General features: G+C 53.0%; 15 protein-coding genes. 12 read left to right on the top strand and 3 right to left on the bottom strand.

Annotated features, from left to right (window positions below; all coding sequences use genetic code 11):
- Positions 1 to 91: 91 nt before the first annotated feature.
- The 3 genes from DACE_RS16050 to purM are packed head-to-tail and all read right to left on the bottom strand — an operon-like array spanning position 92 to position 2,294.
- Positions 92 to 565, bottom strand: coding sequence for a 2-thiouracil desulfurase family protein (locus DACE_RS16050; RefSeq protein ID WP_006003053.1), 474 nt, complete (start codon positions 563 to 565; stop codon positions 92 to 94).
- Entirely contained in the window at positions 562 to 1,227 is a 666-nt protein-coding gene (gene purN / locus DACE_RS16045) for a phosphoribosylglycinamide formyltransferase (RefSeq protein ID WP_006003052.1), read from the bottom strand. Before purN ends, DACE_RS16050 begins: the two co-directional genes overlap by 4 nt.
- Before the next feature lie 20 nt (positions 1,228 to 1,247).
- A complete protein-coding gene (gene purM / locus DACE_RS16040) occupies positions 1,248 to 2,294 on the bottom strand; it encodes a phosphoribosylformylglycinamidine cyclo-ligase (protein WP_006003050.1) in 1,047 nt (348 codons plus the stop codon).
- Positions 2,295 to 2,682: 388 nt separating this feature from the next.
- Between purM and rimI the strand changes: the two genes are divergently transcribed.
- The 12 genes from rimI to miaA all read left to right on the top strand — a co-directional run.
- Positions 2,683 to 3,138, top strand: a complete 456-nt coding sequence (gene rimI / locus DACE_RS16035; protein ID WP_006003048.1) for a ribosomal protein S18-alanine N-acetyltransferase — start codon at positions 2,683 to 2,685, stop codon at positions 3,136 to 3,138.
- A 44-nt stretch (positions 3,139 to 3,182) separates the two neighbouring features.
- A complete protein-coding gene (locus DACE_RS16030) occupies positions 3,183 to 4,016 on the top strand; it encodes a dihydroorotate dehydrogenase electron transfer subunit (RefSeq protein ID WP_006003047.1) in 834 nt (277 codons plus the stop codon).
- Positions 4,013 to 4,936, top strand: a complete 924-nt coding sequence (locus DACE_RS16025) for a dihydroorotate dehydrogenase (protein ID WP_006003045.1) — start codon at positions 4,013 to 4,015, stop codon at positions 4,934 to 4,936. The genes DACE_RS16030 and DACE_RS16025 overlap by 4 nt, the downstream gene beginning before the upstream one ends.
- A 37-nt stretch (positions 4,937 to 4,973) precedes the next feature.
- On the top strand, positions 4,974 to 7,616 hold the full coding sequence (locus DACE_RS16020) for a CBS domain-containing protein (protein WP_006003042.1): 2,643 nt from the start codon (positions 4,974 to 4,976) through the stop codon (positions 7,614 to 7,616).
- A 35-nt stretch (positions 7,617 to 7,651) separates the two neighbouring features.
- On the top strand, positions 7,652 to 8,332 hold the full coding sequence (locus tag DACE_RS16015) for a site-2 protease family protein (RefSeq protein WP_006003040.1): 681 nt from the start codon (positions 7,652 to 7,654) through the stop codon (positions 8,330 to 8,332).
- Between the two features lies 1 nt (position 8,333).
- On the top strand, positions 8,334 to 9,125 hold the full coding sequence (locus tag DACE_RS16010) for a segregation and condensation protein A (protein WP_238326438.1): 792 nt from the start codon (positions 8,334 to 8,336) through the stop codon (positions 9,123 to 9,125).
- Positions 9,112 to 9,687, top strand: coding sequence for an SMC-Scp complex subunit ScpB (scpB, locus tag DACE_RS16005; protein WP_006003037.1), 576 nt, complete (start codon positions 9,112 to 9,114; stop codon positions 9,685 to 9,687). Before DACE_RS16010 ends, scpB begins: the two co-directional genes overlap by 14 nt.
- Positions 9,674 to 10,402 carry a pseudouridine synthase gene (locus tag DACE_RS16000; RefSeq protein WP_006003035.1) on the top strand — a complete coding sequence of 243 codons (729 nt, stop codon included), beginning with the start codon at positions 9,674 to 9,676 and terminating at the stop codon, positions 10,400 to 10,402. Before scpB ends, DACE_RS16000 begins: the two co-directional genes overlap by 14 nt.
- A gap of 199 nt (positions 10,403 to 10,601) precedes the next feature.
- Positions 10,602 to 12,758 (top strand): tetratricopeptide repeat protein, encoded by a 2,157-nt coding sequence (locus DACE_RS17660; RefSeq protein WP_006003034.1) that lies wholly within the window; start codon positions 10,602 to 10,604, stop codon positions 12,756 to 12,758.
- A gap of 66 nt (positions 12,759 to 12,824) precedes the next feature.
- On the top strand, positions 12,825 to 13,727 hold the full coding sequence (locus DACE_RS15990; RefSeq protein WP_006003031.1) for an ExeA family protein: 903 nt from the start codon (positions 12,825 to 12,827) through the stop codon (positions 13,725 to 13,727).
- Between the two features lie 82 nt (positions 13,728 to 13,809).
- Positions 13,810 to 15,696: a DNA mismatch repair endonuclease MutL gene (gene mutL / locus DACE_RS15985; protein ID WP_006003029.1), complete on the top strand. Its 1,887-nt coding sequence runs from the start codon at positions 13,810 to 13,812 to the stop codon at positions 15,694 to 15,696.
- Positions 15,693 to 16,597: tRNA (adenosine(37)-N6)-dimethylallyltransferase MiaA (gene miaA / locus DACE_RS15980; RefSeq protein WP_006003027.1), on the top strand; the 905-nt coding region annotated here is incomplete at its 3' end. The genes mutL and miaA, both read left to right, overlap by 4 nt.

The raw sequence follows: 16,597 nt of genomic DNA, 5'->3' as shown, positions 1-16,597 counted from the left end.
TGGAACGCGTATAAGTAGCACGATTCAATTACTGAATCAAGGACTAATTGAGGTTCTTTCCGAAAGCCCTCAATCGCTTAGTGTCGAATTATTAATTGCCGAGATACTCTTGCAGCTCATCCAACTGCTCTTCGCTGAACAGACGTAGTCCCTCCTGGTGGAGCAGGACCGTGGTCACGCCTTGTCCGGGGCACAGTTCGCCCTGACAGTGGATGAAACGGCTCCCACATGACGGGCTGCGCTCTTTGAGTAGGGCGATCCGGCAGTGTGTCATGCGGGCGATCGTTAATGTTTCCTGGGCGCCGCGACAAAAGGCCGCAGTGACATCGTCCCCCAAGCTGTTTTTTAACTGTCCTGTTCCCCGCCACACCTGTTCGCCGCTGCCCTGGATAAATTCGCAACTGGGTCGCGGTGTACTGAATCCGGCGAGCTGCTCAGGGCAGACAATGATCGGCATAATGTCCGCTTGCTCAATGAGGGCGACAACCTGGGCGTTGGTTTTTGTTTCAGCGTTGTAGCGGGTGTTGAGACCAAGCAGACAGGCGCTGACCAGAAGTGGCGTCATGGCACCGGGCTGAGCGGCGGATTGATCATCGCATCAGGTGTCTGCCGGGTGTTGTCGATAATGACACGACGACCTTCAATCCGAATGGCTCCCTCGGCAAACCATTGTATGGCCTGGGGGTAAATTTTGTGTTCCTGCTCAAGGATGCGGGCGCTCAGGCTGGCTTCGTCATCATCATCAAGAACGGGAACAACCGCCTGGAGGATGATCGGCCCGGTATCAACGCCACCATCGACAAAATGGACCGTACAACCGGAAAAACGAGCCCCGTAATCGAGTGCTTTCTGCTGGACGTGTAACCCGGGAAAAGCTGGGAGCAGGGCCGGATGAATATTCATGATTCGGCCGGGAAAGGCATCGAGAAAACGTTGGCCGATGATGCGCATAAATCCGGCCAGCACCACCAGTTCAACCTTGGCATCGAGCAGGGCTGCAACCACGGAACTGTCAAAGTCGTCACGATTGTCAAATTCGCGGTGGTTAATGCACTGATACGAAATATCGGCTTTGGCTGCCCGTTGCAGAGCTCCGGCGTCAGGGTTGTTGGACAAAACAGTGACGATCTCTGCGTTAATGCGTCCCGACTGGCAGCCGTCGATGATTGATTGTAAATTGGTGCCGCCGCCGGAGGCGAGGACACCGATGCGCAGTTTTGAATTCACGCCGTTCTCCCGTGGGTTAATCAGTCAAGCAGGACTGACGGCGGTTCGTCAACATTCTTCGTGATCTCGCCAATCTCCCAGGCTTTTTCGTTGAGACCGGAGAGACGGATCAGGATGTCTTCACATTGCTCGTTGGGAACAATCAGGACCATACCCAGGCCGTAGTTGAAAGTGCGATGCATCTCGGTGTCTTCGATATTGCCACCTTTTTGCAGGACATCGAAGATAACCGGTTTTTCCCAGCTGTCGCGATGGATTACGGCGTGGCAGTGTTTTGGCAGGACACGGGGAACGTTTTCCAGCAGACCGCCGCCGGTGATGTGTGCCATCCCCTTGATGGTGAAGTCACGAATCAGGTTGAGAGCGGTTTTGACATAGATCCGGGTCGGAGTCAGCATCTCCAGACCGATGCTCTGCCCGAATTCCGGCAGGGTGTCGTTGACGTTGAGGCCCATGTGGTCGAAGAAAACCTTGCGTGCCAAAGAGTAGCCGTTGGAGTGGAGGCCGCTTGACGCGATGCCGATGATTTTATCACCCACTGTAATGGCGGAGCCGTCAATGATGTTGTCGTTGTCAACTGCACCAACGGTGAAGCCCGCAACATCGTATTCCCCTTCACTGTAAAATCCGGGCATCTCGGCGGTTTCTCCGCCAATCAAAGCACAGCCGGCTTGTTGGCAGCCCTCGGAGATCCCTTTGACCACTTCGGCGGCTTTTTCCGGGGCCAGTTTGCCGGTGGCCATGTAGTCGAGAAAAAACAGCGGCTCAGCGCCCTGAACAATGATGTCATTGACGCACATGGCAACCAGGTCGATACCCACGGTGTCGTGCTTGTCCATCATGAACGCCAGCTTGAGCTTGGTACCGACGCCGTCAGTTGAGGAAACCAGGGTCGGTTTTTTATATTTGTCGGCGTGGAAGGAGAACAGCCCGCCAAATCCACCAATGTCGGTCAGGACTTCAGGGCGGGATGTCGCCTTGACCATCGGCTTGATCATGTCGACAAAACGGTTGCCGGCATCGATATCCACACCGGCGTCTTTATAGGTAACGCTTTTCTTTTCCACGGTCAAAACTCCTCGTTAAAAGTGGCGTCAAGTAATAAAACATGGGCAGAAAGATGTCAACGCCAAACTCCACCAAAACCGGGGGATTGTTGCTTTACACGGCGCGGGGGCTGGCTTAGAATGCAATCAGTTTTCATCTTGAAACAATGAGCAGGTTGTCATCGGCCAACACAGGCCGCTGAATTGTTTATATTTTGAAAAAATGCTGTGGCGCTGTTTGGTGGTATTCTTTTTTTTAAGTCCTATTCAATCCGGGCACTTATGTTTTTAGATTGTTGCTGGCTCATTGTTTGAAGATTTATTTTAACACTTTTTGGTCGTCTGGGTTGCTTGCACTGGTATTTTTTTTGTCCCCCTGCGGTTGCGACGACTGGTCGGGATGGGTTTCATGACGTGCTATGTGCTTCGACCAATGGTGGCGGACGATCTGGCTGCCGTGGTGACTATCGAGCGGGGTTGTCATCAGCATCCGTGGACGAGTCACCTTTTTGAGCGTGAGCTGGCCAATCCGTTATCGCGGATGACGGTTGTTGTGGTTGAAGAGGAGATTGTTGGCTATTTGTGTGTGTGGATTGTTGCCGGCGAAGCGGAAATTCACAATATTGCCACGGCCCGCCATTGGCAACGGCGCGGGGTTGCCTCTTTTGTTATGGAGGCGTTGTTTCGCCAATTGCGTGAAGAGGGGATAGGACGTCTTCTGCTCGAAGTGCGTGCTTCCAATCTGGCGGCACTTGAATTGTATCAACGGTGGGGATTTGAAACGTCCTGTCGCCGTAACGGGTATTATCAGGATGGCGAGGATGCTCTGTTAATGCATTGCGAGCTGTCCATATCTTCCAGTTGATCATTGTGCCCGTTGAGGCACTGTCATGAAAGGCACAGTTTTTTATGCAAAACTTGAAAACCGTGATCCTGCATAATCGCGAAATCGCCCCCGGTTATTACCGCATGGCGATTCTTGCCCCCGGCTACCCGCAGACGGCGAAAGCCGGACAGTTTGTCATGTTACGGGTGCAGCTTCAGGCCCAGCCGCTATTGCGGCGTCCCTTCGGTATTTTTAAAACCGGCACATTGCCACCGGAGTGCAGTGGCATGCCGCCACGTGAGTTTGTCGAGCTGGTGTATAAGGTGGTTGGCAGCGGTACCGAACTGATGGCAACGCTGCAGCGTGGTGACCAGGTGGAGTTACTTGGTCCTCTGGGCGAGGGGTTTGTTGCTACTGAAGATGAAAATCCGATTCTGGTCGGTGGTGGCATCGGTCTGGTGCCGTTGTTCAAATTGGCCGAAGATCTGTGTCGGCAGGGTCGAAAAGTCCGCTTGTTGATGGGCGGCCGCACTCGTGACGATATTTTGGGGATTACCGAATTTGAACGTCTCGGGGTGGAAACTTATGTGTCCACCGATGACGGTAGCCTCGGCGAGGAAGGACTGGTGACGGCGGTGCTGGAACGCAAGCTGGCAAAATATCCAGGCGCTCAAGTCTATGCCTGTGGGCCGACACCGATGCTTAACGCTGTGCATGCGATCTGTGCGACACACAGCACGCCGTTGCAGGTGTCGCTGGAGGCACTGATGGCTTGTGGTGTTGGCGCCTGCCTGGGCTGTGTTGTGCCGGGTAAGGAGCATCGTGAGGATGAGCCGGATTATCTGTGTACCTGTCGTCAGGGGCCGGTCTTTGATGCCGAACTGCTGCAATGGCCGGAATCGGGAGGTGCCGCATGAGTCAACCCACACCCTCTTTAGCGGTCGAATTGGCCGGACTGGCTCTACGCAATCCCGTGATGCCCGCATCGGGGACTTTTGGCTATGGCCAGGAGTTTGCGCCGTATCTCGATCTGGAGAAAATCGGCGCGGTGATGACAAAAGGGATCTCTCTGCGTCCCAAGGCCGGCAATCCGACGCCGCGCATTGCCGAAACCTCTTCCGGGATGCTCAATGCCATTGGTTTGCAGAATGTTGGCATTGACGCCTTTATTCGTGACAAGGTGCCTTATTTGCAGACGTTGAACACACCGGTGATTGTCAATTTTTTCGGCAATCAACTTCACGAGTATATCGAGGTGGCTGAGAAACTCTCCGATATTGAGGCCGTAGATGCCGTGGAACTGAACATCTCCTGCCCCAATGTCAAACAGGGCGGCATTGTGTTCGGCACGGAACCCTGTGCCGCTGCCGAGGTGGTCAGCGGCGTGCGTGAAAAACTCAATAAGCCGCTGATCGTCAAGTTGACTCCTAACGTGACCGACATCACGGTGATGGCACGGGCCGTGGAGGAATCCGGGGCCGATGTGATCAGCTGTGTGAATACTTTGACCGGCATGGCCGTAGACATTGAGAAGCAATGTCTGCATCTGGCCAATGGCACCGGTGGACTGTCGGGCCCGGCGATTAAGCCGGTGGCGCTGCGCATGGTCTATCAGGTGGTGCGGGCTGTCTCGGTGCCGGTGATCGGTATCGGCGGTATCATGACTGCCAAGGATGCCTTGGAGTTTCTGCTTGTCGGTGCCACGGCTGTCCAGGTGGGAACCGCCAATCTGGTCAACCCTGGTGCCATGAGCGAGATTGTTGACGGCATTGAGCAGTTTTGTCGGGATAAAGGGATCGACGATATCAATCAGTGGATCGGTTCGTTGCAGGAATGATTGTCTTTGACCTCTCTTATGGAGAAGCGGACCCTGGATGGATGTTGTAACCACCCACATTAATGCCGATTTTGATTGCCTGGGTGCCATGGTTGCGGCCCGGTTGTTGTATCCTGGGGCGCGTCTGGTGTTTGCCGGAGCCCAGGAACCGGCTTTGCGTGACTTCTTGAAACATTATGCGCATGGCATGGAATTTACCCGCTTCAAAGAGCTTGATGTTAAACAGATCCGACGTCTGATTCTGGTGGACGTCAACCGGGCGTCACGTATCGGCCCGTTTGAGCCGTTGCTGCGGAATCCGGCCATCGAATTTCATCTCTACGACCATCATCCCATTGCCGCCAGTGAGCGTGTTCCAGACGTTGAGATGGTGCGCCGGGTCGGGTCTACTGTGACCCTGATGTGTGAGTTGCTCAAAGAGCGGGGGCTCATTCCCGATGCCCGTCAGGCGACCATGATGATGCTCGGCCTCTACGAAGATACCGGCAATCTGCTGTTTTCATCGACGACGGTGGCCGATTATGCGGCGGGATCTTTTTTGTTGGAGTGCGGGGCTCAGCTCGATGTGGTGTCCGACTATCTCAATCGAGAGTTATCCGCCGCGCAGGTAGATCTTCTCCATCAGTTGCTCAATTCGCGCCAAGTGATGACCATCAAGGGCGTTGAAGTCAATCTGGCCCATGCTTCCATTGATCGCTATGTTGGTGATATTGCTGTGCTGGCACACAAAATTCGCGATATGGAGAATCTCGATGTGCTGATCGTGGCGGTTCGGCTGGAGGATCGGGTGTTCCTGGTGGCGCGTTCACGGTTGGAGCAGGTTCATGTCGGTCAGGTGATGGCCGCGCTCGGAGGGGGTGGCCATGCCACGGCCGCTTCGGCGACGGTTCGTGACAAGACCCTGGTGCAGGTGATGGATGGTTTGCCGACCCTGCTCGATGACGTGATTGCACCGCAATGGCAGGCCCGCCATCTGATGTCAGCTCCGGCTCGCTCTGTTGAAGGGCTGGCTGCGCTGAGCAAGGCGCGCGATTTGCTGACCCGCTACAATATTAATGCTCTGCTGGTTGTCGAGGGAGCCGAGCTGAAAGGCTATATCACGCGGCAGACCGTGGAGCGGGCGATCCATCATGGCCTGAGCACCAGTGCCGTGCGTGATTACATGTCAACGGAGTTTGGCCGGGTTGCCCCGGATACGGAGCTGTCGCAGGTACAGCAGCTGATTGTTGAGCAGCGTCAGCGGTTTGTGCCGGTGGTCGATGGACACGCGGTGGTTGGGGTGATCACTCGCGCCGATCTGTTGCGTCATCTGGTGTCCGGTGGTCGAGCCTTGCGTCAGCCGTCAGATCAGGTGTTGGCCGGAGACGGTATCGGCTTGCACCCTCGTCATGTCCAGCGCCTGATTCAGACCCGGTTGCCGAAGCGGATTCAGCAACTTCTCAGTCAGATTTCCTCTGTTGCCGATGAGGTGGGCTGTTCCGTGTATGCGGTGGGCGGTTTTGTCCGTGATCTGTTGCTGCATAAAAAAAACCTTGATGTGGATATTGTCGTGGAGGGCAATGCCATTGATTTTGCCCGCCGTTTTGCCGACCAACACGCCTGCCGGGTGCGGGCCCATGAGAAGTTTGTCACGGCGGTGGTTATCTTTGACGATGGCTATAAGCTGGATGTAGCCTCTACCCGCACCGAGTATTACCTGGAACCGGGGGCGTTGCCCAATGTTGAGGAGGCGTCGATCAAGCTTGATTTGTACCGGCGCGATTTTACCATCAACACACTGGCGCTGGCGTTGAATCACGACAGCTATGGTGAATTGCTTGATTACTTTGGCGCCCAGCGCGATTTGCACGACAAGGCGATTCGGGTCTTGCACAACTTGAGTTTTGTTGAAGATCCGACGCGTATGTTTCGGGCGGTTCGTTTTGAGCAACGGTTGGGTTTTAAGCTTGGTATGCATACGGAAAATCTGTTGCGCAGTGCCGTGGAGATGGACTTTGTTCAGCGCGTCGGTCCGCTGCGTTTGTTCAATGAACTGACCATTATTCTCAATGAGGAGAACCCCTTTCCGGCGATCTCTCGTCTGGAAGAGTTGGGGCTTCTGGCCTGTCTGTGTGATCAATGGCGGGTTGATGCCCGGGTTAAAGAGTCGTTTCGTCAGGCGCAAAAAGCATTGCACTGGCATGAGTTGCTTTATACCGGTAGCCCCGTTGAACGCTGGGTGGTGTATTTTTTGTGCTTGAGTCAGCCATTATCCGATGACGCAATGGCCGCTGTTTGTGGTAAACTGTCGGTTCCCCAACGCTGGCAGGATATTCTGGTTGGTGAACGTTGCCGGGTGATGAAAGTCTTTCATCGCTTGGAGCGCGATCAACAAAAGTTGGCCGAATATCGCCCCAGTGAAGTGTCGCAACGACTCAAGGGGATTGGTGATGAAATGTTGCTCTATGCCATGGCTCGTACGCACAGTGATGCGGTGCGGCTGGCTGTCTCCCAGTACTTAACCCAATGGCGCGATGTGAAGCCGCTGCTCAATGGCGATGATTTGATCGCTCTAGGTGTTGATCGTGGTCCGCGCATCGGCGAGGTGCTTGCTCTTTTACGTGATGCGCGTCTTGACGCAGAAGTCTCGTCACGGCAGGATGAGGTCGATTTTGTTCGCTCTTGCCAAATGTCCTGCTGATACCTGAAATCAAAGGTGGAGTGTTCCGCTGAGTTATGGAACAGATTTTTCTTAAAATTTCAATCATGCTGGTGCCGGCCTTGTTGGCGGTGACGGTGCATGAAGTTGCTCATGGGTATGCGGCTGACCGTCTCGGAGATCCGACCGCGCGGCTGTTGGGGCGGTTGACCCTGAACCCGTTGCGTCATCTGGACCCTGTCGGCACCCTGGCCTTGCTGTTTGTCGGCTTTGGCTGGGCGCGGCCGGTTCCGGTAAATGTGACCAATCTGCGACATCCTCACCGCAGTATGCTGTGGGTAGCTTTGGCCGGTCCGACGGCCAATTTTACTCTGGCTCTGCTATCGGCGCTGTTGCTCCATCTGGTTGGTTTAATTGAAGGGCTTGGTCTGGCCTGGTTGAATGTTGTGACCCATCCGATCTCGTTGATGGCTGCTTTCAGTCTGTATATCAATGTGATCCTGGCCGTGTTCAACCTGATTCCGGTTCCGCCGCTGGATGGTGGACGTGTGCTGGCCGCCATGTTGCCGATCCGCTATGCCGCCATGTTGATGAAGCTTGAACCGTTTGGTTTCTTTATCGTCATTGCCGTGGTCTTCTTCACCGATGTGTGGCACAACCTGCTTGGACCGGTCATTATCGGTCTGGTCGCTTTTTTCGCCGGTCAACAGTGGAGTGTTGTTGAGGCGGTGATCCATTTCCTGTTCAGTCGTGGATAAATTGCTCGAAACTCCGACTCCTGCCGCCTATCAAGTGCACCTGGAAAGTTTTGACGGACCACTTGACCTGCTGCTGCATCTGGTGCACAAAAATGAGATGGATATCTACGATATCTCTATGGCCCAGATTACCCGGCAATATCTTGAATATCTCGATCAGATGAAGGAACACAATCTCGATATTGCCAGTGAATTTCTCGTCATGGCGGCCACCCTAATGCATATTAAATCACGGATGCTGCTGCCGCGACGTGACCCGGATGAGGGAGAAGAGGACGAGATTGATCCGCGGGCTGAACTGGTTCAGCGTTTGCTCGAATATCGCCGTTATAAGGACGGAGCCGAGCAGTTGGAAGGCTATCCGCAACTGAATCGTGATGTGTTTGTGCGCCCGGACGGCATTGAGGATGTTGCTGAGGACGACCCGGAGCCGATGGTTCACGATGTGGGCGTCTACGATCTGGTCAAGGCTCTGCGCGAATTACTTGAGGAAGCGCCGGCCCCTCCGGTTCATGCCGTCAGCAAATCGGCTCTGACCGTGGCGCAGGGGCTGCGCCGCCTGTTGGCTCGGCTGCGTCATAAGGAGATGGTGTCGTTTCGTGATTGCTTTGCGCCATCCCCGCAACGTGATGAAATTGTCATCATCTTTATCGCGGTTCTGGAACTGGTCAAGTTGCAGTTGTGTCGGGTTGTCCAGCTTAATCAGAAAGGAACCCTCTATCTTTATCCGGCGGAATCTGTGCGCCGTGGTGAGGTGGAGCGGCTTGAAGGAGTCGATCATGGATACCAATGACAGTCCTCTCAAGGCGCGCCTTGAAGCTGTTTTGTTCAGCAGTGACGAACCGTTGCGGTTTGATCGTCTGCAGGCCTTGTTTGAGGTAGAGACCACGGTCTTGCGCCAGGCGCTGCAGGAGTTGATGGTTGAATATGCTCAGGATAATCGCGGCGTAGTGTTGCAGGAGGTGGCGGGTGGATTCCAGATCCGCACCCGTGCCGAATACGCTGCGTGGATTTTGAAGCTCAATAAAAGTCGCGTAACCCGGCTGTCCAAAGCTGCGACGGAAAGCCTGGCTATTATCGCCTATCGCCAACCGGTGACCCGGGCAGAAATTGAATATCTACGTGGTGTTGACTCTGGCGGCGTGGTGCGCATGCTGATGGAAAAACAGCTGGTGAAAATTGTCGGGAAGAAAGATGTTCCCGGTCGTCCATTGCTCTATGGAACCAGCCGCCATTTTCTTGAATTTTTCGGTTTAAAGGACTTATCGGAATTGCCCAACTTGCAGGAGTTCGCCGATCCTGAAGACGGGGCCCTCTCTTTGGAAATGGATTTTGACGGGCATGGCAACAGTTGAGCGTTTACAGAAATTGATCGCCCAAGCCGGGCTGGCATCACGTCGGCAGGCTGAACAGTGGCTCAAAGATGGCAGAGTGCGTGTCAATGGTCGTTCGGTGACACTTGGAGACAAAGCCGATCCGTCTGTTGACCGCATAGAGGTTGATGGGAAGGCGTTACCGCGGGCGGAACAGAAACTCTACCTGCTTCTAAATAAACCGCTGGGCTATGTGACAACGCTCAAAGATCCTCAGGGTCGACCGACGATCCGCCGTTTTTTAAAAGGGATTCCGCAGCGGGTCTATCCGGTGGGGCGTCTTGATGTCAACAGTGAGGGGTTGCTGTTGTTGACCAATGACGGTGCCCTGACTCAGCATTTGCTGCATCCTCGTCATCAGGTCAGTAAAACCTACCGGGTTAAAGTCAATGGGCGAATCAGTCCTCAGGCCTGTCGGCAACTTGAGCAAGGTGTGGAACTGGAGGATGGCGTGACGGCTCCAGCTGTGGTGCGCAATGTTCATCATTCGCCGCGCAACAGTTGGTTTGACCTGGAAATTCGTGAAGGTCGTAACCGTCAGGTGCGGCGGATGTGCCGGGGGGTTGGCTTCGAGGTGAGTGCTTTGAAGCGCATACGGATTGGTTCTCTTGAATTAGGGACGCTGGCCAAGGGGCAATGCCGCTCTTTGACTTCCAAGGAAATTCAAGACCTTAAGTCCTTGTTCAGACATCAGTAATTTTAAGCGGTCTTTTTGCTCATGAAGATGGTGGGAGAGGTTAAAGAGCGGAGTGCTTTTTGTTGGTCTGTTGACGACTTTTCCTTTGGGAATTCAATGGATTATGCACTTGACCTAATCGGGTCTGTGCTTTAGCATTAAAGGAAATTTCAACGTTGTCAACGGAGCAAAGTCTCCACTCTTTGTTTTAGAGGATCCTGTGGCAAATAAAGATAAAATTTTAGCAGCAGCTCAAAAGCATCTGCAGAAGAATAATCTCGCCAGAGCGGTTAAGGAGTACCTGAAGGTGCTTAAAATCGATGACCGGGATGTGCGCAGTCGCCAAAAGCTTGCTGAACTCTACAGTCGACTTGGAAAGACTGAAGAGGCATTAACGGAATATGAAACGGTTGCAGCGCACTACGCTGAAAACACCTTCTACCTTAAGGCCATTGCGGTTTACAAGCAGATGCAGAAACTTGATCCGCAAAATACCGCGTATACCCTGAAACTGGCCAAACTCAATGAACAGCAGGGGCTGGTCGGTAATGCCCTGTCTGAGTACCGCGTCCTGTTGCAACACCATCAGCAATATCAAGAGCATGATGAAGCGATTAAGGTCCTGCTGCGCATGCAGGAACTTGATCCCGAGAATATTACCATCGGTATGCAGACGGCAGAGTTTTATGCCAAGATCGATAAAACCGATGAAGCGATCCAGGCCTTTGAGAAGGTGGAACAGCGCATTCACGATCTGGGTAATTACAAACAACTGCAGAAATTTTACGAGCGTTTCACCGAGGTGTGGCCCGACAATTTAGGCGTCAAGGTGAATTACGGCACGGCCATGGTTGAGTTCGGCGAGCCTCTGGGCGGTGTTCAGTTCCTGACCAATCTGCAGCGGCAACATCCACAGGACCTTACGGTTCTGTCGGCCTTGGCACGTGGTTATCATGCCTGCAGTGATTTCTCCCATGAACTTGAATGTCTGCAGAAGTTAGTTCAGGCTGAGCCCGATAACCTGGATTACTGGCTGCGTCTTTATCAGGCCAGTGTCGATGTTGAGCAATACGAGCTGACTCTGAGTTCTTTGGAGAAAAAACGGCAGGCGTTTTTTGCCGCTGAACGTGTTGCCGAACTAAAACCCTTTTACGAAAAGATGTACGAGGTTTTTCCGGACAACAAAGAGCTGCTGCCCTCCCTTCATGCGGTGTATGAGTATCTTGGTGAAGGGGAGAAGCTGTTCAATGTCCTGTCCACTGAAGACTCGACCGGGGAAGATCTTTTTGCCGGTGGCGGTGAAGATGATTTTGCTGCGGGCGATGATTTTGCAGGTGGTGATGTTAACGCGTTTGACACCGTTAGTTTTGATGAGGTAACCCCGTCTGTCAGTGACGAAAGTTCGTCAGACGATTCCGTCGAATTTGATGAGCTGGAGTTTGATCTCGTTGATGACGCTCAGGGTGAAGGCGACGAGACCTCCTTTGATGATATCAGTTTTGATATCAGTGATGATGACAGCAGTGGCGGCTCGGCACCCGTTGATATTCAGACCGACTTGGAAGAAGCGGACTTTTATCTGCAACAGGGACTTCTTGATGAAGCCGAACAGGTCTGCAAACGTTTGGCTCAGGCGTGTCCCGGCAATGCCGAGATTCAACAGCGTCTCGACGCTATTGCTTCTCAGCGCCAAGGGGATAAACCGGAGGCGGCGGTCCAGGCCGATGTGCAACCGACCAAGGCACCTGTTCAGGTTCAGGCTGCGGACAGTGATGAATCATTTGATCTCGACATGGTGATTGATGATTCCTTTGTCGCTCCGTTGGAGAATGTCGATCTCAACATGGGCGAGGAGGATATTGACTCCAGCCTCGAAGGGTCATTAGGCCAGGCGACTACCGATGATGGTGTGCATGATTTGGCGGATTCCCAGCGCGGGGTTCAAACGGTTATCGGTGATGAAGATACTGAATCGGCCTACAATCTCGGCGTGGCCTATAAAGAGATGGGTCTTTACGATGACGCCATTGCTGAATTTGATAAGGCGATCCGCAGTCCGCTGCGTAAAATTGACAGCTTGACCCTGAAAGCGGCATGCTATATTGATCAACAGAAATTTGATCAGGCTGAAGACGTTCTGACGCAGGGGCTGTCCGACTCTTTGTTGAGTACGAAGGATCGCGTTGTGCTGTATTACGAGACCGGGCTGCTTTACGAGGCATGGCATCGCTATGCTGATGCCTTGGCCAGCTATCAGGTCGTAGCGGATAATGATGCCACGTTCCGTGATGTCAGTATTAAAATCATTGAACTCAAGGAGCTGGTTGACGATGACTCTGGTTCAGCACAAGGTGAATCGCGGGTTTCGTATTTATAAGATATTGACCTGATCATGTCGGCTCGATGATACTCGAGCCGACATTGTTTGTTTTGGAAGTGCGCTATGAGTTATACCGAATATTTCGGCCTGGAACGTGAGGCCTTTTCAAATGCCCCGGATGCCCGTTTTTACTTTGACAGTGAACAGCACAGTCAGGCTCTGACGCGTGTTTTACGCGCTGTGGACTCCAATAAGGGGTTGGCAGTTCTGGTGGGCGGCATTGGCTCGGGGAAAACCACACTTGCTCGGCGCATGCTCGACACCCTGCCTTCAGAGATGTATGAGTCTTCGTTGCTGGTGATGGTACATTCCGGGATTACGCCGGAATGGATCTTGACCCGTATTGCCATGCAGCTGGGTGTTGCCAAACCGGCAGCTGATCGTATGATGGTTCTCAAGCAGCTTTATGAGCGGTTGCTGGAGATTGACAAACAGGGGCGCCGGGCTGTGGTGTTGATCGATGAGGCGCAGATGCTGCAAACCCGAGCTTTGATGGAAGAGTTTCGCGGTTTGCTTAATCTGGAGATCCCCGGTAAAAAGTTGCTTAATGTGATTTTTTTCGGCCTGCCGGAAGTTGAGGAGTGTTTGCGCCTTGATGAACCACTCGCTCAGCGGGTCGCCATGCGCTATTATCTACATTCTTTAAATGAAGAGTCGACTCTGGCCTATATCAAGCACCGCTTGCAGGTGTCTGGGGCGAAAAACATGCTGTTCTCCGGGCCCGCCGTCAAGCTGATCTTTCAATACTCCGCCGGTGTTCCCAGACTGATCAACACGCTGTGTGATAATTGTCTGTTTGAGGCCTATTTACAAAAACTTACCGGAGTGGTGCCGCAGATCGTGCAAAGTGTGGCAGGTGATCTGGGGTTGGCTCAGTTGCCCCTTACTCAGGCAACTCAAGGTGTTGATGCCCATCTGAGTAAAATTGAAACCACATTGTCCAAGATGGAACAGCGGCGCTCCTGAGCGATTTTCCGGATATGTAGTAACCAGAGGGGCTGGCGTATGCCGGTCCTTTTTTGTCTGAACTGAATTGGTGACGTTGTCTATGCCACAAAATAATCGAATCGCCATCCTTCCTGAGACCTTGTGTAACCAGATTGCAGCTGGTGAAGTCGTTGAACGGCCGGCATCTGTTGTGAAGGAGTTGGTGGAGAATGCTCTGGATGCTCAGGCGACCGAGGTGACTGTTGATGTTGAGCGCGGTGGCAAAAAGAAAATCCGCGTCAGTGACAATGGTTTCGGCATGAGTAAGGAAGATCTGTTTTTATGTTTTGAACGCCATGCAACAAGCAAAATTCGCAGTGAGAAAGATCTGTTTCATCTGAGTTCTCTGGGGTTTCGTGGTGAAGCTCTGCCGTCTATTGCTGCGGTTTCGCGCTTGGCAGTGGTCAGTGGTCAGGCTGGCGAAGAGACGGGGAATCGGCTTGAGCTGGTTGCCGGAGAAGTGCGCCACCATGAACCGGAAGCGGCTTCTGTCGGGACGCGCTTTGAAATTCGTGACCTGTTTTTCAATTTGCCTGCCCGGCGCAAGTTTTTACGGCGTGATGAAACCGAGTTCGGGCATATTGCCGAGATTATCACTCGCTTGAGTCTTGCACATCCACATGTGCATTTTCGCCTGATCCACAATCAGCGAACAATTCTTGATCTCTACCGGCAAAAATCACTCAAGGCCCGTGTGGCCGATGTGTTAGGGCGCTCAGTGGTGGAAAAACTGATCGACGTTGATTGCGGCGATGATAGACTCCATCTTTCGGGGTTTATTGGCGACCCGACATTGAACCGGTCCTCTACGCAGGGGATCTACAGTTTTATCAATGGGCGCTTTGTCAAAGATCGGGTGCTGCAACATGCCATTCTTGACGGTTATCGTCATCTGTTGATGAAGGGACGTTATCCGATGTGTGTGTTGTTTCTTGCTCTTGAACCGGAAAAGGTGGATGTCAATGTGCATCCGACCAAACATGAGGTTCGTTTTCATGACCAGCGTGGTGTGCATGATTTTGTCAGCACGTCTCTTCGGCAGCAGTTGCGCCGCCACCAGGACGTGCCCGTTTGTGACGGTGAGCCGAAAATGGCTCCCGCCGTTGCGCCACCGGCAGAGCCCGTAACGCAACCGGATCTCAATTTACGTCATGTTCCAGCGCCTTCATCGGTGCGTTCGGCTTCTGTTGTTGAGGCGCAAGCCGCTGTTTCTATGCCACTGCAGCCGCCTGCAGCAAGCCAGGTTCGCGAGTCGTTTCCTGCCTATGACGATGGGGGTAAGCCGCCGGTTTCCGTCATCTCATCTTCTCCGGTTGGTTGTCATGCCGATGGTGAAAAAACACTGGATCTGGAAGAATCGTCGGCGTATTTTTCCACTCTGCGTATCATTGGTCAGTTCCATCGCAGTTACATCCTCTGTGAAGATGGGGATGATCTGGTGTTGATTGACCAACATGCCGCCCATGAACGGATCGGCTTTGAACGTTTGAAAAATCAATTGGCGCAGGGGAGTATTGAGCAGCAGGAGTTGTTATTTCCCGAAGTGATTGAACTCAATCTACGCGAAGACGCTGAATTGCAGGATTGCCGCGAGCGGTTTGAATCCATGGGATTTGTTCTGGAACCTTTTGGCGGAACAAGTTGGGCGGTGAAAGCGGTTCCTGCCTATATTGAGAAAAAAGACATTAAAACAATGGTTTGTGACATGCTGACTGATTTCAGTTCCGTTGGGTCCAGTGATATTTCCCAGCAGGCCATCGATGAGGTTCTGATCAAGATGGCCTGCCATGGTATGATTCGTGCAAATCAGACCTTGCAGTTGGATGAGATGGTCGCATTGCTCCATCAGCTTGATGATGTGGATTTTAACCGCCATTGCCCTCACGGCCGTCCGGTCATGCAGCGTTTAACGCTGCATGACGTGGAAAAGATGTTCAGACGCGTATGAAAGATGGTGTACGGATTCCTCTTGTGGTGGTTACGGGCCCCACGGCGTCAGGGAAAACCGACCTTGCGGTCCACATTGCCCGGCGCTTTCCAGCCGAAGTGATCTCGGCGGATTCGCGTCAGGTGTATCGTTATATGGATATCGGTACGGCCAAAGCGATGGCGGAGGAACAGCAGGCGGTGCGTCATCATTTGATTGACGTGGTTGACCCTGATGAAAAATTTAGCGTGGCTAATTTCTCCGATCTGGCTCATGCGCGGATTAAAGAAATCCATCAGCGTGGTCATTTGCCTCTTGTTGTTGGTGGCACAGGTCTGTATATTCGTGCCCTCACTGATGGCTTGCTGGATTTGCCCGGTGAAAATGAAGCGTTACGCCGCGAGTTTCTGGACGAAGAAGCCCTTTGCGCCGGGACACTGTATCACCGTCTGCAGGGGTGTGATCCTCAGATGGCTCAACGGCTGCATCCCAACGATGTGACACGGATTGTTCGGGCTCTGGAAGTTTTTGAATTGACGGGGACACCTCTGTCGCAGTGGCAATTGGAGCATGGTTTCAAAGAGCAGCCTTACCGGGTGCTCAAAGTAGCCGTTGGTATGGACCGGGCAGAGCTGTATGATCGGATCAACCGGCGTGTAATGCTGATGATGGATCAGGGGTTGGTGGTGGAAACACGACAGTTACTTGATCGTGGTTATTCGCCGCAACTGAAGTCGATGCGTACCATTGGCTATGAGCAGGCGGTGCGTTATGTGCAAAATGAACTGACGCGGGAGGCTGCGATTGCTGACATTCAGCAGGAAACCCGTCGTTATGCTAAGCGGCAACTGACATGGTTTCGTAAAGATAAGTCGATTATTTGGGTTGATTACGATAGTAGGTTGATAGATCTCAGACAGAA

This window comes from Desulfuromonas acetoxidans DSM 684 (assembly GCF_000167355.1).
In the GTDB taxonomy this organism is placed as follows: domain Bacteria; phylum Desulfobacterota; class Desulfuromonadia; order Desulfuromonadales; family Desulfuromonadaceae; genus Desulfuromonas; species Desulfuromonas acetoxidans.
Note: the sequence above shows the minus strand (reverse complement) of the source record. Positions and strands in the feature narration are given on the sequence as shown.